Here is a 15,978-nt window from a genome sequence, read left to right on the forward strand (position 1 = left end):
CAGAATGTTTGGCAGCCTTCTGCTTTCAACACTGGCAGTTCCTGCCGTTCAGGCAGCGCAGCGCGTCTGGGACGTCATTGTGGTCGGCGCAGGCGGCGCAGGGCTCTCCGCGGCTGTGAGTGCCGCTGAGGCTGGCGCAAAAGTGCTGCTGTTGGAGAAGATGCCGCATATCGGCGGCAATACCCGAATTTCGGGCGGATTTTATGCCTGTGTTGACTTGGTTCGGCAAAAGCGGCAAGGCATTGAAGACAGTGAGCAGCTCTTTTTGTCGCAGATGCTCGAGAGCGGCGGCGGTCACGCCAACCCCAAACTTGCAGCCATTTTGGTACACAACGCCACGCCTGCCCTAAAGTGGCTAGAGAAACTTGGCATGCGCTTCCAGCCTACCGTTTCTGAAGCATATGGCTCTCGCTGGCCGCGCAGTCATAAACCCTTGATGCCTAATGGCGAAGGTTATATCCGAACTCTCTCCACAGCTGCCGTCAAACTGGGCGTAATCATTAAAACAAGCACCCCCGTTACGACACTGCTTACCGATAACGACGGTCGAGTCTGCGGCGTACAAATAGCGGAAAACAATATACGAAAAAATATTTTTTCTAAACGAGGCGTCATTGTTGCAAGCGGCGGTTTTGGTGCCAATCCCGCCATGATTGCCCGCTATGCCCCGCAATTTTCGGGACTCACGACCAACAATATGCCGGGATCGACAGGCGAGATGCTGCTCGCCGCTCAAAAAGCCGGAGCAGAGCTTGTCGATATGGAGGATGTGCTCTGTAATCCAGGACTTCCTCCAGGCCGAATCATGCGAGCACGTTTCCATATGCTCGTGGATCAGTTCATCCTTGTTGACCAAACCGGGCGCCGCTTCATCCGAGAGGACGCCAGCCGAGCCGCCGTTACACGGGCCATATTGGCGCTTCCGGGCAAAGTTGCCTACACCATAATCGATTCCAAAGGCATGAAAAACCTAAGCATTCTCATGCAGAAGGAGGCTGTGCTTGCGGTTGAATCCGGAGATGCGTGGACGGCAGACACCATTGAGGATCTAGCTCGCTTAATGAAACTCCCTGCCGCGAATCTGCAGGCCACCATCGACGACTACAACACCGGCATGAAGACTGGTCAGGATCCTTTAGGAAAAGTCGCGCCTCGCGGTGACTTTTCGCTCGATCATCCGCCCTACTGGGCCTGCTTTGCAGGCATGAGCATTCACTACACGATGGGCGGCATCCGCATTAATGAGCTTGCTCAGGCAATGCGCGCTGACGGCCGCCCCGTAGCAGGTCTATGGGCTGCCGGAGAAGCAACCGGCGGCATTCACGGAAAAGAGCGGCTCGGCGGAAACGGCATCAACGATGCCGTTGTGTTTGGGCGCATTGCCGGCCAACAAGCCGCCAGAGATCTATAAAACATTTGTTTAAAGACTCGGCCCCCGAAGACAATCGAGAATCCTTTTTAGCTTATGACGAGCAGAGATGGACCGCTTTCTGCTCTCTTCATCTTGCAATGCTTTAAAGGATTCCGCCATGGCTTTTCCCCTCAACCGCCGTCAGTTGCTCGGCGCCGGCCTTGCCGCCGCCATTCCGTCTGCGCACGCATTCATTCCAGTCAAAGTCCCTCAAAAATGGGACGATACTGTCGACGTGCTCTGTGTCGGCACCGGCTTTTCCGGGCTGGCGGCAGCTATTGAAGCTCACAATGCCGGCGCCTCCGTCCTTGTCATCGACAAGATGGCGCTTCCGGGCGGAAACTCTATCCTCGCTGCCGGCGGTTTTGCCGCCCCCGGCAATGACATGCAGAAGAAGGCTGGCATCAAAGACAGCCCTGAACTGCTGCTTGCAGATATGCTCCGTGCCGGCGGCCATCTAAACCATGTGGAGTGCGCAAAGGTCGTCGCCTACGGTGCCTACGACACATACCGTTGGGCCACGGACTATCTCGGCGTGAAATGGGATCGGCTAGGCTTTCAGGGCGGCCATTCTGTCGCACGCTCCTGCAGCTTTATGAACGGCACCGGAGCCGACATCATCGGCCCGATGCTCACGAAGCTCTCCACACTGAAGGTTCCTGTGCGTCTGCGCACGAAGCTCCTCAACTTTGTTACCGATGACAACGGTGCAGTCATTGGCGTTGAGGTCCGGGCCAACTATCAATTCCCCAAGGAAGAGACGGGAGAAACCAAGTTCATTCGTGTTAAACGCGGTGTCGTACTCGCCACCGGCGGTTTTTCGCAAAATGTGCAGATGCGCACGATGCACGACCCGCGCCTTACGGCTGCTCTGGATTCGACAAACAGCCCTGCAGCGACGGGTGAAGGTCTTCAGGCCGCGCAGCGCGTGGGAGCCGGCACTTGTTTGATGGATTGGATTCAGCTGGGTCCTTGGACGAGCCCAGATGAAAAAGGTTTCGGGGTCTGCCCGAAGTTTGTCGAAGCCTCTGTCGGCTACGGTCTCATGATTGACCCGAAAACCGGCAAACGCTTTATCAATGAAACCGGCAATCGGAAGGTCAGAGCCGACGCCATTTTGGCAATCGGCCACCCGGCAATCATTCTGATTTCCGAAACCAACATGAAAAAGCACGTGCCCATGTCGACAGTCAAAGCCGGGCTTGACAATGGCTCCATTAAGCGCTTTGCCTCGCTCGAAGAGCTTGCTCAAAACTACGGCATCGACCCCAAGCTGCTCAAAGAAAGCGTTGACCGTTGGAACGACGCCATCGCAAAGAAGACTGATCCCGATTTCAAGGCGAAGATCTTCGACGATACCGAAGCCAATGAAGGAACTTTCTTTGCCTGCCGTCTCTGGCCGCGCGTTCACTACTGCATGGGCGGACTCACTATTAATGCCAAAGCTGAGGTGATCGATACCGACTTCAATATTCTTCCGGGACTCTTTGCAGCCGGAGAGGTATGCGGCGGCGTACACGGAATGGTTCGCCTAGGCACCGTTTCGATCGCCGACTGTATCGTTTATGGCCGCGTCGCCGGTAAGGCAGCCGCCAATCGCAAGGCGTAACCCTTTTAAGCTTGACGACTCGGGCGCCTGCCCCCCGATTGGGTGCCTGAATCGTCAAGCGTTCATATTAAACGCACAAAAACTGGGCATTTTTCTGAGAAAAAACAATCTTTCGCACCATATTGTAGCGAGCAATAAGGGGTTTTTACCTACCTCTATAACATAAGCACCCTACCCTCCATGCCATTAGGCAGAACTCGTTCAACTCATTGTTTTATCAGGAAGTTGCAGCGCTATGATGAAGCGATAGGAAGAAACCACGCCTTTCTTCTTTCCAAGGCTGATACTCATAAAGATATTACCGATCAGCCCGCTTTTCTTTTCATTTTTCGGAGAATGAAAAAATGCTGACTCGCAAGCTTTCTGCAGAAACGCCTGAACTCTCTTCAGTTGCCGCTGAATGCCGCCGTACCGGCGAACCGGTGTGCGTCACCGAAAATGGCCGTCCGGCATTCGTGATGATGGACATGGCTTCCTTTGAAGCCCGTGAAGCGCGGCTTTCAGCGCGTGAGGCCGCTCTGGCCATGACCTCAGCCAAGGCGACTCAGGCTGCTGCAGCCAACGGAACGCTCCTTGCCATGGGTGTCGTTGCTGCAGGTTGATTCGTTTAGCGTCCTGCTGAACAAACATTCAAACGGCTGGTCGGCAGATCAGCCGTTTTCTTATGCTGCCGAAGGAAGAAATCTCGATCCGCCTTGACGTTGTTGGGTACTGCGGCGGACAATTGCGCGGACTTTTTCGGATCGAATACCCATGATTGTTCTCGGCATTGAATCCTCCTGCGATGAAACCGGCGCAGCGCTCATCTCCGACACGAAGGGCCTGCTTGCAGATGCTCTCCATACTCAGATTGATATGCACCGCGCCTATGGCGGCGTTGTGCCGGAACTTGCGAGCCGCGACCACATTCGCCGCGTCATAGCGCTGACCGACGAAGTGCTTTACAAAGCGAATCTCAAACGTTCAGATATCTCCGCCATTGCCGTGACGGAAGGGCCTGGCCTTGCCGGCGCACTGCTGGCAGGCAATGCAGTCGCGCACGCTATGGGATTTGGGCTGGGCATTCCCGTCATAGGCGTACACCACTTGGAAGGGCATCTTTTAGCTGCGCGCTTGGCCGATCCCGCTCCGCAGTTTCCTTTCCTTGCACTGCTTGTCTCCGGTGGACACACCCAAATCCTCAAGGTGGCCTCCTTCGGCAGCTATGAACTGCTCGGAGAAACATTGGACGATGCGGCCGGTGAAGCTTTCGACAAAACCGCGCAGCTGCTTGATCTTCCTTACCCCGGCGGTCCTGCCGTTTCCGCCTTAGCAGAAAAGGGGACGCCCGGCGCGATTGAACTCGCCCGCCCGATGATTCATGCCCCTAATCTGTCGATGAGTTTTTCGGGGCTTAAAACCTCTGTCCTGACTGCGGTGCGCTCGGCACCGGACCCCAAGGACGAACAGTTCCGTGCCGATCTTGCCCGCGGCTTTGTGGATGCTGTAGTTGATGTTCTGGCTGCCAAACTCGTTCGGGCCATTAAGATGACCCGCCTCAACAATGTCGTCGTAGCAGGCGGGGTTTCGGCCAATAAGCAGCTTCGTGCTCGTCTCACGCAGGAAGTGGAACGACGCCGCGGAAAGATTTTCTTTCCGCCAATGCGGCTCTGCACAGACAATGGCGCAATGATCGCCGCCGCAGGCATCGCCCGTATGGAATCCATGACTGAAGCGGAACGGAAAGCTTTAATTGAGAAGATTTCCTTTGGAGTTCGCCCTCGCTGGCCTCTGGAAATGCTGCCCAAGGCAGCGCTGCCGGAGCGCCTCACGGTTTAGAGCATGCAGCAGACCTTAGCCTCTTTGTCAAAAAGAAAGAGGCTAACTCTTTTATTGTCCGCACATTTTTTGTCAATACAAAATCAATACGAAAAAGCCCGGTGCAGCACAACCTGCATCGGGCTCTTTCAACTCTGAACGTTCAGAGTATGAAGCCGTCAAGATTACTTGAGCTTCGTTTCCTTGTAGACGACGTGCTTGCGAGCAACCGGGTCGTACTTGGAAATTTCCATCTTGCCCGAAGTGGTCTTGCGGTTCTTGGTCGTGGTGTAGAAGTGACCCGTACCAGCCGAAGAAACGAGCTTGATCTTGTCGCGAACGCCTTTCGCCATGGTGAATCTCCTTTAATTAGATTTCGCCGCGGGCGCGAAGATCCGCGAGAACCGCGTCAATGCCGAGCTTATCGACCGTACGCAGGCCCGCATTCGTCAGACGAAGACGAACCCAGCGGTTTTCGCTCTCAACCCAGAAACGGCGATACTGCAGATTCGGCATAAAGCGACGCTTGGTCTTGTTATTCGCGTGCGAGACCTGATGGCCGACCATCGGCGCCTTACCGGTGACTTGACACACTCGTGCCATCTCTAACTCCAAAAAATATGACGTCTCGCAGGGGACAGTCGCAGCACAAACGGCTGCGGCACACCAAACGAGCTCAAAAGTTAAGTGATGATGTCAATCCCAAATGCGTCGCCGCACGGGCCGCGCCCTAATTTGCGCGGGCCGCCGCGCTTGGCTCCCCACAGTGTCAGTACAGGGCTCCGGGCAACGCGGAGAATTTGACAAGGGACGCATTCTACTCGGTTCAATCGGGCTCGTGTGCGGAAATCTTCGTTTTTCTTTATTCTTGACCGGAACTGACCGCTCATTCGCACATCAGAGATGTGGTTCCGACTGCTTTGCGATCCTATTCCCAGACCCAACACACCCAGGCTTTCACGACATGCAGGTTCTTCTTGCGCAGCCGCGCGGCTTTTGCGCCGGCGTTACCCGCGCCATTGCCATCGTTGAGCGAGCGCTCGCCATCTACGGCGCTCCTATTTACGTACGCCATGAAATCGTACACAACCGAACGGTAGTTGAAGGCCTGCGCGCCCGCGGCGCCATCTTTGTAGATCAGCTTTCCGATGTTCCAGAAGGTGCAACGGTGGTTTTTTCTGCCCACGGCGTACCCAAATCCGTTGCCCGAGAAGCCGAAGAGCGAGGGCTGCGCATCTTTGATGCCACATGTCCCCTCGTCACTAAAGTGCATAAAGAAGTGGGGCGCATGCGTCGAGAGGGCCGCATGATTCTCATGATCGGCCACGCAGGACATCCGGAAGTCGAAGGCACTATGGGGCAAGTTGAGGACGGTATCCGCCTCATAGAAAAACCGGCGGATGTGGCGAACCTCTCCTATACCGATCAGGATGCACTCGCCTATGTCACTCAAACCACAATCAGTGCGGACGATTCAAGAAGCGTTATTGAAGCCCTGAAGAGTCGCTACCCGCACATTCATGAACCCAAGCGTCAGGACATCTGCTATGCAACGCAGAATCGTCAGGAAGCCGTGAAACAGCTGGCCCAAGCCGGTGTCGACTTGGTGCTCGTCATCGGCTCGGCGACAAGTTCCAACTCCAATCGTCTGCGGGAAGTGGCTGAACGAGAAGGCGTACACGCCTACCTGGTCGACTCCGCCGAGCACGTTGATCCCAAATGGTTTAAAGGCGCCGATAAAGTCGGCATCACCGCGGGTGCTTCGGCTCCGGAATCGTTAGTACAGGGCGTCGTCGAGTGGCTTCGCGAGCATCTCGGCGCAGACACCGTGCGCACCATGCCGGGCGAAGAAGAAAATGTTGCATTTCCGCTGCCCAAGGGACTCTGGGAAAGCGATCTGGAGGCCGCACGAGACGCGGGTAAAACTCAGGAGCGCAAAGAACCGCTCGATGAGTCGCTTTCGAACAAACCGAGCGGCAGCTAAAACGCCGAACTGCTTGGATTGAGGCAGAATGCTCAGTACTTTCCCGAAGGACGCCATACAGCATCCTCCGCAGAATTCTCCAATCTCATTCAGGACCATTCGTTCATGTCCAAAGAAAAGCATCAGAGCCTTACGCCTGCAACGCAGTGGCTCAAGGAACACAAGATTCCCTTTGAAGAACGTTCCTATGAATATGAAGAGCACGGCGGTACTGCGCTGGCAGCTTCGGCCTGCGGCATTGACCACCATCACGTCATCAAGACGCTCATCATGGAAGACGAAAACGCCAAGCCGCTTGTCATCCTGATGCACGGCGACTGCGAAGTTTCCACCAAAAATCTCGCCCGTCAGATCGGCGCCAAGCACGTTTCTCCGTGTAAGCCCGAACAGGCGCAGCGCAATTCGGGGTACTTTGTGGGGGGTACGAGCCCATTTGGCACTAAAAAACACATGCCCGTTTATGTGGAGTCTTCGATTCTTGAGCTCGACAAGATCTTCATTAACGGCGGCCGCCGCGGTTATCAGGTTGGCATTGATCCGAAAGTGCTCACCGATGTCCTCGGCGCCAAACCGGTGAACTGCGCCAATCCGGACTAATTCCGCTTCGGTCAATTGAAAAAGCGGTGTCTCTTGCTGAAGAGGACACCGCTTTTTCTGTCATAGACCGGTTCGATTCCGTTTTATTCGTCACGCTGCAGCACGGCTGCAAAGAATCCATCGGTGTTGTTCACATGCGGCAAAAGCTGCATATAGCCCTCAAAGCGTTCAAGCTGACCGGGTTCAAAGTGAATGCCCTGCTGCTCGAACACTTCCTTCACCGGAACAAGGCGCCAACCTGGGTGCTCGGCCAAAAACGCCTCTACAACATCCTGATTTTCGCGCTTGAGCAGCGAGCAGGTCGCGTAGACCAGTCGTCCGCCTTTTTTCACCAGCCGGCTCGCCGATTCGAGAACACGCTTTTGAATGTCATTGATGCGGTCGAGCTCTTCGGGCGAAAGCCGCCATTTGAGATCAGGATTGCGGCGCAGCGTGCCCGACCCTGTGCAGGGGGCATCCACGAGCACGCGGTCAAATTTATTAGCCAGACGGCGCACGCGCGGATCCGCTTCGCTCTTAATAGCTACCGGATGAACATTCGAAAGGCCGGCACGGCGCATACGCGGCGCAAGACCGGCGAGACGTTTTTCATTGACGTCAAAAGCATAGAGACTTCCCGTTGAGCGCATCAGTGCGCCGAGCGCCAGAGTCTTGCCGCCGGCACCCGCGCAGAAGTCACAGATCATTTCGCGGCGGCGCGGCGTGAGCAGACGAGCAATCAGCTGACTGCCTTCATCCTGTACATCGACCAGCCCATCCTGATAGATCGGCCAACGGGTAAGACCTGGCTTCGTAGGCAGGCGGACCCCGTCGGGGCTGAGCGGCGTCGGGTAAGCTTCCACGCCGTTTTTGGCCAGTTCAGCTAAAACTTCTTCTCGCGTCGCCTTTAAAAGATTCACGCGGAGGTCAAGCGGCGCGCCCTCTTTCATCGCGGCATAAAGCGCCTGACTATCAGGATACTGAGCCTCAATCAGGTCAAAGAGCCACTGCGGAAGTTCTGCCTGAACGTGCGCCGGCGCCTTTGAAACATCGAAAGCAAGCACATTCTTGAGCGGACCTTCCTCGGAACCGATGGACGAAGGCGAAAGCGCATCAATGCCGTGCTGACGAGCAAGCACCGTCAGGGCAGCAAGCCGCGGTGCACGATCCGGATGCACGGGCCGCATCGCAGCACGCAGCGTTCCGTAGCGGCGCAGCGCATCGTAGATACCCTCCGCGATGAGGCCGCGGTCACGCATGCCGAGCTGCGGATTGCTCTTAAAAAAGAGCTTCATGAGTACGTCAGCGGGACCGTCGAACTTCAAAATAACTTTAAGCGCACGGGACAGCTCGTCAACGATTAATCCGGTAATACGCACGCGGCCATTGGCCGCGGCCATACGGCGCTCGGGCGTTTTTTCACCCGAATGCTTCTTAAAGCCCTCCGCAGCCCGTTCGGCCTGTCGGCGTTTATCGGCAGCAATTTGACGTTCCGTACGCTTGCGGCGCGGTTCTTCCTGTTGACGGCGAGGTTTCTTTTGAAACTCGAAAGCCCGACGCTTGGGATGGTTTTCAGCCATGGAATGAATTCCTTAATATGGGCGCCGACAACCTGCCTGCGGCAGCTCCAGCGCACGAGATGTTTTTAGTCTTTCCGCCAGAAAATAGCGAGGTGGTGAGCTACTTCGTCACTCATTACGGCCTTGCCGTCAATGAGCTTCACTTCACCAAGGGCAACAGCCTTGACGCACTGCGGGTAAAGCTTATGCTCATAAGGGAGAAGTCTTGCCGCGAGCGTCTCATCCGTGTCAGAAGGAAGCACCGGTACAACCGACTGCCCAATGATTGCGCCGCCGTCAAGCACCGAAGAAACAAAGTGCACGGTCGAGCCGTGTACCCGGCAGCCGGCGTCAATGGCACGCTGATGCGTGTCAAGTCCAGGAAAGAGCGGCAAAAGTGCCGGATGAATATTGAGGATTTTGCCTTCCCAGCGGGCGACAAACGACTCCGTGAGGATACGCATGAAGCCAGCCAATACGATGACCGCGGGCTTATAAGGTTCGATCGCGGCAGCGAGCGCTTCCTCAAAAGCTTCGCGTGTCGGATAAGCCTTGTGGTCAACGGCAACGGCATCAATGCCTTCGCGCCGGGCGGTGTCAAGACCTTTGGCAAGGGGGCGGTTGGAGATCACCGCCGCAATTTTGAGGCCGAACCGGCCCTCCCAGTCTTCGCTGCGAGCCGTGCGCAGTATGGCTTCAAAGTTGCTGCCTCGGCCGGAAATCAGGACGACGATGTTCTTCATGATGTTATTGAGAAAAAGTGCATAGATGCGGCACTTATTGAAATCGAGTGCGCACGAGAGAGGCCGATATTTTAAACGTACGCCGTCGTTTTCTCCGCTCTCTTGACGCTTCTGTATTGTGTTTTGCTGCACGCGTCAATCACCGCTGCAGTGCAAATGCCGTCACTCGGGCGATCTGAGCGATTTATCTTAGCTGGTCAACTCTGGTGCAATAACGAGCGGATCTGGTGCCTGAACGGCAGTATCCGTAAAGACCTTAAGAGAAAACCCGCTCGTTATAATTCCGAAATTCTCCAATGGATTTCAACTTAAGCCCACGCTCCAACTCTTCCCATATTGCCATGCACGTTTTCCGCGGTCTCCCCAGCCCTTTGCAGCGCATTCCGAGCGCCGTCGCCATCGGTAATTTCGACGGCGTTCACACCGGACATCAAGCGCTCTTAGCCGGACTTGTTGAAGCCGCACGCGAGCGTGGTTTGGTTCCGAGCGTATTGACGTTTGAACCGCATCCGCGAGAATTTTTCCCGCATCTCGATCCGGTGCCGCGGATTTCAACGCTCTGCGACAAAGTCAAGCGACTGCTCGATTGCGGCATCGAACGCATCTACATGATGCCTTTTAATGAACACATTGCTCGTGAAGGCGCAGAAGCATTCGTGACCAATGTGCTTGTCAACGGATTGGATGCCCGTTGGGTAACGGTCGGAGAAGACTTCCGTTTCGGCAGCGGCCGCGCTGCGGGAGCACACGATCTTGAACGCCTTGGCAAAGAGCATCACTTTGAAACGTGGATTTCGCCGCTTCTCTTTCACGGCACAGCGAAGGTGAGCTCAACGCGCCTGCGCGCCGCCCTGTCGGAGGGCGATTTTTACGAAGCCGAAATGATGCTCGGACACCCTTACACAATGTCTGGACGCGTCATTCATGGTCAGGCGCTCGGCCGTACGCTGGGCTACCCCACCCTGAATATCGCACCGATTCCGCCGGGAAGCCGTGCTCGTCCGGCGCTCGCCGGAGTCTTTGCCGTCAAAGTTTCCGGCTTGGGCCCGGCCGAACAGTGCGGCGTCGCCTCTTTGGGACTTCGTCCTACAGTATCGAGTGCTCGTCGTTGGCTTCTCGAAACCCATGTCTTCGACTGGAAGGGGGATGCTTACGGCCGCCCTGTCACGGTTCGCTTCATCGAGCGAATACGCGGCGAAAAGAAATTCAGCGGCTTGGAAGAACTCCAGGCTGCCATAGCGGCTGACGCTCGACGTGCGCGTCAGATCCTCGGCCTAGCGCCGAACGGAGAATAGTTCGACATTCTTGTCGCTTCTCCGCAGCACGTTAAAACCGCCAGCCGGTTGGTACGAATGCAGCCGGCAGGCAATCCGCAACAAACGAGCGCAGCTCGACTCGGACAACATCGAAGATCCGGGAAGGCGCGCTTGACCTGAAGAGCCCGAGGGGGCCAGGAGCTTGTCTGATCATGGCAAAAGCTGAAAAAGCGTCTCAGGACGCGCAAAAGAAGTATCCGTTAAACCTTCCGGATACACCCTTCCCGATGCGCGGGAATCTCCCCAAACGCGAACCCGGCTGGGTGCGTGAATGGGATGAGAAAAAGATCGTCTACCGCATTCTTGATAAGCGTCGCGACGCCAAGAAGTTCATTCTTCATGACGGTCCTCCTTATGCCAACGGTGCCATTCATATCGGCCATGCCGTCAACAAGATCCTGAAAGACATGATCGTCAAGGAGAAAACCCTCGAAGGGTATCAGGCTCCTTACGTGCCCGGCTGGGACTGCCACGGCATGCCGATCGAAGTGCAGATCGAAAAGCTCCACGGCAAGAATCTCCCGGTTGAGAAGATGCAGTCGCTCGCTCGTGCTTATGCGATGGAGCAGTCAAACCTGCAGCTCGCAGACTTTAAGCGCCTAGGCGTTCTGGGCCTGTGGGACAATCCGTACCGCACGATGCGCCATGACACGGAAGCCGCGGAAATCACGGCGCTGCGCAAGATCATGGAAAAGGGCTACGTTTATCGTGGCCTGAAGCCCGTCAACTGGTGCTTTGACTGCCAGTCCGCCTTGGCAGAAGCTGAAGTCGAATACATGGACCGCAAGTCCCCGATGCTCGACGTCGCCTTTGCGCTCACTGATGAGGATCATCAGCGCGTAGAGGGTATCTTCGGCCATACGATTGAAAAGCCCTGTTCAGTTGTCATTTGGACAACGACCCCGTGGACCATCCCGGCCAATCAGGCGCTCAACATGCACCCCGACCTCACCTACGCTTTGGTGGATGTCGGCGATCGTTATCTCATCCTCGGCGAAGGCCTTGTTGAAGAAGCCCTGAAACGCTACGGTCTGACGGGCTCTGTCGTCGCCACTGCCAAAGGTGCTCTCTTTGAGGGGGTGCGTTTCAAGCACCCGCTCTACGACATGCACGAGGGCTACCGCCGCTATTCTCCGGTCTACCTTGCCGACTATGTGGAGGCAACATCGGGCACCGGTATCGTCCACTCGGCTCCGGCTTACGGCGTGGACGACTTTGTTTCCTGCAAAAAGCACGGCATGTCCAACGACGAAGTGCTCAATCCTGTGCAGGGCGACGGCACCTATGCTTCGTGGCTCCCGTTCTTTGCCGGCATGAACATCTGGCAGGCCAACCCGAAGATTCTTGACACACTGCGCGTTGCAGGGGCATTACTCTCTTCGGGCGAAATGACCCACAGCTACATGCACTGCTGGCGCCACAAGACCCCGCTCATCTACCGCGCCACTGCACAGTGGTTTGTGCGCATGGACGCACCCGACGAAGACACGAAGAGCGTGCTCGGTCTGCCCGCTGCCGAGAAGACCCTGCGTCAAGCCGCGCTCGAAGGCGTCAAAGCAACGAAGTTCTTCCCAGAATGGGGCATCAACCGTCTTTATTCAATGATTGAGAATCGTCCCGACTGGTGCATCTCTCGCCAGCGCAACTGGGGTGTGCCGCTGCCCTTCTTCCTTCACAAGGAAACGGGACATCTGCACCCCGATACGTTTGAAATCATGAAGAAGGTCGAAGCGCTCGTTGCCGAAGGCGGCATTGAGGCCTGGACGAAAGCCAAACCCGAAGAGCTGATCGGCGAAGACGCCAAGAACTACGTGAAGTCGACCGATATTCTCGACGTCTGGTTCGATTCCGGCACGACCCACTATACGGTCATGCGCGGTTCGCACAAGGACATCCTCGGATGGCCCGCAGACCTCTATCTTGAAGGATCTGACCAGCATCGCGGCTGGTTCCACTCGTCGCTGCTCACGGGCACGATGCTTGACGGCCGTCCGCCCTATAACCAGCTTCTCACCCACGGTTTCTGCGTTGATGAAAAGGGCGAGAAGATGTCGAAGTCCAAAGGCAACGTCGTCCGTCCGCAGGAAATCAATGACAAGTACGGCGCCGAAATTCTGCGTCTGTGGGTTGCTTCGACCGACTATTCGGGTGAGCTACGCCTTGGTCCTACGATCATTAACCGCGTCGTTGAGTCTTATCGCCGCATTCGCAACACGCTGCGCTTCCTGCTGGCCAACACGTCCGACTTTTCGATGGAAAAGGATGCCGTGCCGGTCGAAGACATGCTCGAACTTGACCGCTGGGCTGTTGCCTATGCCGCCGACTTCCAAAAGCGCGTGCTGGTCGAGTACGGTTCCTACCGCTTCCACAATGTGGTAACGCTGCTGCAGACTTTCGCCTCGACCGATCTGGGGAGCTTCTACCTCGACGTACTCAAAGACCGCCTCTATACGACCGGCGCCCAGAGTTTTGCCCGCAGATCCGCGCAGACCGCGCTCTATCTCATCACGGCGATGCTCCTGCGTCTTATCGCTCCGATCCTCTCCTTCACAGCCGAAGAAGCCTTCAAGCTCTTCTCGCCGAATGCCGATGAAACGATCTTTACGGAAACGTTCCTCAAGCTCCCCGAAGTAAAGGATGCTGATGCGCTGCTCGCTAAGTGGGCGCAGATCCGCGCCGTGCGTGCTGATGTGCAAAAAGCCATTGAAGACGAGCGCACCAGCGGTACGATTGGTTCGTCCCTGCAGACCACGGGAGAAATCTGCGCAGCTTCTCCCTTGTACGAAGTGCTCGCATCACTCGGCGACGAACTTCGCTTTGTGATGATCATGAGTGAAGTGAAACTCACGAAGGCAGCTGACGGCGCTGAGACGACGGTTTCCGTCAAGCCTTCGACCGAAAAGAAATGCGAACGCTGCTGGCACTATGTGCCGGGCGTCGGCAGCAATGCCGAACACCCGACGCTGTGCCCGCGCTGCGTCTCCAATCTCTTCGGCGCCGGCGAAAAGCGCCTCTTCGCATAAATGGCGAAGAGCGTCTCTTCTGCGAAGACTGCCCGCTCGACCGCTCGGTCGGGCGGGCGGACGAGCGCTTCGCCCGCCCGCTTCAGTCTCTGGATTGCTTTCGGATTTCTGATTCTTATCCTCGATCAGGCAACTAAGTTCTGGTTTGAGCGGCATCTGGATCCGGGCGATTTCGTGCCTGTCATTGATGGGTTCTTCAACCTTACGCTCGCACACAACTACGGAGCGGCCTTTAGTTTCCTCGCTTCGATGGGGGGATGGCAGCGTTGGCTATTTTCGGCTATTGCATTGGCTGTGATTGTCGTGTCGCTGCGTCTGCTTTGGAAACACAGCAGACAAACGCTCTTTGCACTCTCGCTCACGCTCATTCTTTCGGGTGCTTTGGGCAACCTCATTGACCGCTCACTGTGGGGTTATGTGATCGATTTTCTCGACTTCTACCTTGGCACTTGGCATTGGCCGGCTTTCAATATCGCGGATACCGCCATCTGTTTGGGAGCTGCCGGCATTATTATTGATGAGCTAATCGGCGTATCTAAAGAACGATCATAAACCCTTTTCAATTATCATCATTCCGTACCGTTGATTGCTTAATAAAAATGAAATCCTGTAGAGAAATTCTCATTTTTCTGCAGGATTTTATAATATCTGTATGAATACCAATCCCCCCCCCCTCCCATCTGAGAAACACCGCATTCTTTTGCTGAACTTCTATTCAGTCCTTAATACCAAGGGCGGCGCAGAGCATGTTATGAGCAAAATGGCCAATGCTTTCGTTGAGCGAGGCCACGCCGTTAAGATCGTTTTTCTCCAAAATGCTGCTGGCGAACCAGCCTATCCGCTCGATGCCAGAGTTGAACTTGAGAACTGTGCAAAAAATCCGGTGCCTTGGCGATGGCGAAAAAAGGTGCTGCGTATTCGCAGTTGGTTCATTCGCGATAAAAACCGCCGAAAAGCCTTTCGCAGCCATCGAATGGATCAAGCAAGAGCCTGCCAGATTTCACCTGCCATTCTAAAATTCAGGCCCGATATCATTATCGCTTTCCAGCCGGAAAGCGCATGCTGCATTACGCAGTATTTCATGGATCGCCCTCCGATCATCACCATGATGCATGCATCGCCGGCAGCCTTTCTAAAGCACCCGCAAACAGCTTTTCTAGCTGAATCTGATCTCACCGTCGTGCTGCTGCCAGAATACGTTGAGCAAGTGCGGCAACTCTATGGTGTCACTCATGCAATCAGCATACCCAATGCAATTGAAGAGCAGCCGCCTTCTTTATATGAAAGTATAAAAAAGGAAAAAACCATCATTTGTGTTGCCAGAATTTCAAGATCTGAAAAACGTCAGCATCTTTTGATTGAAGCCTTTGCCGAGCTTCAATCGAAATTTCCGGACTGGAAAGTAGAGTTTTGGGGAGATACATCCATCGACTCTGATTACATCGGCGAACTTAAAGGACTCATTCATCGCCTGGGACTTGAAAGACAAATACGAATCTGCGGGCAAACGAATACGGTCAGTGCGGTCATTGCACGCGCCTCGATTTTTGCGCTTCCTTCTCCCAAAGAAGGATTCCCGCTGGCACTTTGTGAAAGCTTAGCCGTAGGCGTTCCTGTCGTCTGTTTCAGGTCCTGTCCCGGTGCCAATCACCTTGTGCGTGATCATGAAAACGGATTGCTTGCAGAGGACTCGGTAGATTCCTTTGCTTTATCGCTTGAAACACTTATGCAGGATGAAGCACTGCGCCAACAACTCGGCCGCCAAGGCATTGAGGACATGAAAGCATATGCCCCTGAGAAAATTTGGAATCAGTGGGAAAGCGTTCTCGATAACGTCATCCGGCAGCACGAACCGCATCAGCCGTAGACCGACAGACTTCGATCTTCATCCATACACATTCTCTGCCGAGCGTCAGGAGTTCAGGCAAAATGAACGCCGACTCTTTAATGCTATGGATGC

The 15,978-nt window shown here is 55.3% G+C and carries 14 protein-coding genes; 10 read left to right on the forward strand and 4 right to left on the reverse strand.

Annotated elements, in window-relative coordinates:
- Nucleotides 1-4 precede the first annotated feature (4 nt).
- The 4 genes from DES29_RS04535 (at nucleotide 5) to tsaD (ending at nucleotide 4,838) form a co-directional block, all read left to right on the forward strand.
- On the forward strand, nucleotides 5-1,411 hold the full coding sequence (locus DES29_RS04535; RefSeq protein ID WP_236578848.1) for an FAD-dependent oxidoreductase: 1,407 nt from the start codon (nucleotides 5-7) through the stop codon (nucleotides 1,409-1,411).
- A 118-nt stretch (nucleotides 1,412-1,529) separates the two neighbouring features.
- Nucleotides 1,530-3,020: a flavocytochrome c gene (locus tag DES29_RS04540; RefSeq protein ID WP_021994807.1), complete on the forward strand. Its 1,491-nt coding sequence runs from the start codon at nucleotides 1,530-1,532 to the stop codon at nucleotides 3,018-3,020.
- Between the two features lie 344 nt (nucleotides 3,021-3,364).
- On the forward strand, nucleotides 3,365-3,622 hold the full coding sequence (locus DES29_RS04545; protein ID WP_005431186.1) for a type II toxin-antitoxin system prevent-host-death family antitoxin: 258 nt from the start codon (nucleotides 3,365-3,367) through the stop codon (nucleotides 3,620-3,622).
- 151 nt (nucleotides 3,623-3,773) lie between these two features.
- The gene (tsaD, locus tag DES29_RS04550) at nucleotides 3,774-4,838 is read left to right on the forward strand and encodes a tRNA (adenosine(37)-N6)-threonylcarbamoyltransferase complex transferase subunit TsaD (RefSeq protein WP_005431187.1); all 1,065 of its coding nucleotides are present in this window, start codon (nucleotides 3,774-3,776) and stop codon (nucleotides 4,836-4,838) included.
- A 164-nt stretch (nucleotides 4,839-5,002) separates the two neighbouring features.
- Here the strand turns inward: tsaD and rpmG are convergent, their stop codons facing one another.
- A complete protein-coding gene (gene rpmG, locus DES29_RS04555) occupies nucleotides 5,003-5,170 on the reverse strand; it encodes a 50S ribosomal protein L33 (protein ID WP_005431188.1) in 168 nt (55 codons plus the stop codon).
- Between the two features lie 16 nt (nucleotides 5,171-5,186).
- A complete protein-coding gene (gene rpmB / locus DES29_RS04560) occupies nucleotides 5,187-5,420 on the reverse strand; it encodes a 50S ribosomal protein L28 (RefSeq protein ID WP_005431189.1) in 234 nt (77 codons plus the stop codon).
- 361 nt (nucleotides 5,421-5,781) lie between these two features.
- Between rpmB and ispH the strand changes: the two genes are divergently transcribed.
- Together ispH and ybaK are read left to right on the forward strand one after the other, a co-directional pair.
- On the forward strand, nucleotides 5,782-6,801 hold the full coding sequence (ispH, locus tag DES29_RS04565) for a 4-hydroxy-3-methylbut-2-enyl diphosphate reductase (protein ID WP_046446232.1): 1,020 nt from the start codon (nucleotides 5,782-5,784) through the stop codon (nucleotides 6,799-6,801).
- A 105-nt stretch (nucleotides 6,802-6,906) separates the two neighbouring features.
- Entirely contained in the window at nucleotides 6,907-7,398 is a 492-nt protein-coding gene (gene ybaK, locus DES29_RS04570) for a Cys-tRNA(Pro) deacylase (RefSeq protein WP_005431191.1), read from the forward strand.
- A gap of 83 nt (nucleotides 7,399-7,481) precedes the next feature.
- On the opposite strand, the gene DES29_RS04575 is transcribed toward ybaK, so the two are convergent.
- Both DES29_RS04575 and purN read right to left on the reverse strand, forming a co-directional pair.
- Nucleotides 7,482-8,957 carry an RsmB/NOP family class I SAM-dependent RNA methyltransferase gene (locus DES29_RS04575; protein WP_005431193.1) on the reverse strand — a complete coding sequence of 492 codons (1,476 nt, stop codon included), beginning with the start codon at nucleotides 8,955-8,957 and terminating at the stop codon, nucleotides 7,482-7,484.
- 65 nt (nucleotides 8,958-9,022) lie between these two features.
- Nucleotides 9,023-9,679, reverse strand: coding sequence for a phosphoribosylglycinamide formyltransferase (gene purN / locus DES29_RS04580; RefSeq protein ID WP_005431195.1), 657 nt, complete (start codon nucleotides 9,677-9,679; stop codon nucleotides 9,023-9,025).
- Between the two features lie 296 nt (nucleotides 9,680-9,975).
- On the opposite strand from purN, the gene DES29_RS04585 reads away from it, so the two are divergent.
- The 4 genes from DES29_RS04585 to DES29_RS04600 all read left to right on the forward strand — a co-directional run bounded on the left by DES29_RS04585 (nucleotide 9,976) and on the right by DES29_RS04600 (nucleotide 15,885).
- Nucleotides 9,976-10,974: a bifunctional riboflavin kinase/FAD synthetase gene (locus tag DES29_RS04585; protein WP_021994804.1), complete on the forward strand. Its 999-nt coding sequence runs from the start codon at nucleotides 9,976-9,978 to the stop codon at nucleotides 10,972-10,974.
- A 173-nt stretch (nucleotides 10,975-11,147) separates the two neighbouring features.
- On the forward strand, nucleotides 11,148-14,018 hold the full coding sequence (gene ileS / locus DES29_RS04590) for an isoleucine--tRNA ligase (RefSeq protein WP_046446231.1): 2,871 nt from the start codon (nucleotides 11,148-11,150) through the stop codon (nucleotides 14,016-14,018).
- The gene (lspA, locus tag DES29_RS04595; RefSeq protein ID WP_021994798.1) at nucleotides 14,019-14,570 is read left to right on the forward strand and encodes a signal peptidase II; all 552 of its coding nucleotides are present in this window, start codon (nucleotides 14,019-14,021) and stop codon (nucleotides 14,568-14,570) included.
- A gap of 100 nt (nucleotides 14,571-14,670) precedes the next feature.
- Nucleotides 14,671-15,885, forward strand: coding sequence for a glycosyltransferase (locus DES29_RS04600; RefSeq protein ID WP_236578849.1), 1,215 nt, complete (start codon nucleotides 14,671-14,673; stop codon nucleotides 15,883-15,885).
- Nucleotides 15,886-15,978 lie beyond the last annotated feature (93 nt).

The organism is Sutterella wadsworthensis (assembly GCF_003315195.1).
In the GTDB taxonomy this organism is placed as follows: Bacteria; Pseudomonadota; Gammaproteobacteria; order Burkholderiales; family Burkholderiaceae_F; genus Sutterella; species Sutterella wadsworthensis.

Coding starts and splice junctions, on each gene's coding strand:
- DES29_RS04535 (WP_236578848.1), top strand. CDS start 5: ATGTTTGGCAGCCTTCTGCTTTCAACACTGGCAGTTCCTGCCGTTCAG.
- DES29_RS04540 (WP_021994807.1), top strand. CDS start 1,530: ATGGCTTTTCCCCTCAACCGCCGTCAGTTGCTCGGCGCCGGCCTTGCC.
- DES29_RS04545 (WP_005431186.1), top strand. CDS start 3,365: ATGCTGACTCGCAAGCTTTCTGCAGAAACGCCTGAACTCTCTTCAGTT.
- tsaD (WP_005431187.1), top strand. CDS start 3,774: ATGATTGTTCTCGGCATTGAATCCTCCTGCGATGAAACCGGCGCAGCG.
- rpmG (WP_005431188.1), bottom strand. CDS start 5,170: ATGGCGAAAGGCGTTCGCGACAAGATCAAGCTCGTTTCTTCGGCTGGT.
- rpmB (WP_005431189.1), bottom strand. CDS start 5,420: ATGGCACGAGTGTGTCAAGTCACCGGTAAGGCGCCGATGGTCGGCCAT.
- ispH (WP_046446232.1), top strand. CDS start 5,782: ATGCAGGTTCTTCTTGCGCAGCCGCGCGGCTTTTGCGCCGGCGTTACC.
- ybaK (WP_005431191.1), top strand. CDS start 6,907: ATGTCCAAAGAAAAGCATCAGAGCCTTACGCCTGCAACGCAGTGGCTC.
- DES29_RS04575 (WP_005431193.1), bottom strand. CDS start 8,957: ATGGCTGAAAACCATCCCAAGCGTCGGGCTTTCGAGTTTCAAAAGAAA.
- purN (WP_005431195.1), bottom strand. CDS start 9,679: ATGAAGAACATCGTCGTCCTGATTTCCGGCCGAGGCAGCAACTTTGAA.
- DES29_RS04585 (WP_021994804.1), top strand. CDS start 9,976: ATGGATTTCAACTTAAGCCCACGCTCCAACTCTTCCCATATTGCCATG.
- ileS (WP_046446231.1), top strand. CDS start 11,148: ATGGCAAAAGCTGAAAAAGCGTCTCAGGACGCGCAAAAGAAGTATCCG.
- lspA (WP_021994798.1), top strand. CDS start 14,019: ATGGCGAAGAGCGTCTCTTCTGCGAAGACTGCCCGCTCGACCGCTCGG.
- DES29_RS04600 (WP_236578849.1), top strand. CDS start 14,671: ATGAATACCAATCCCCCCCCCCTCCCATCTGAGAAACACCGCATTCTT.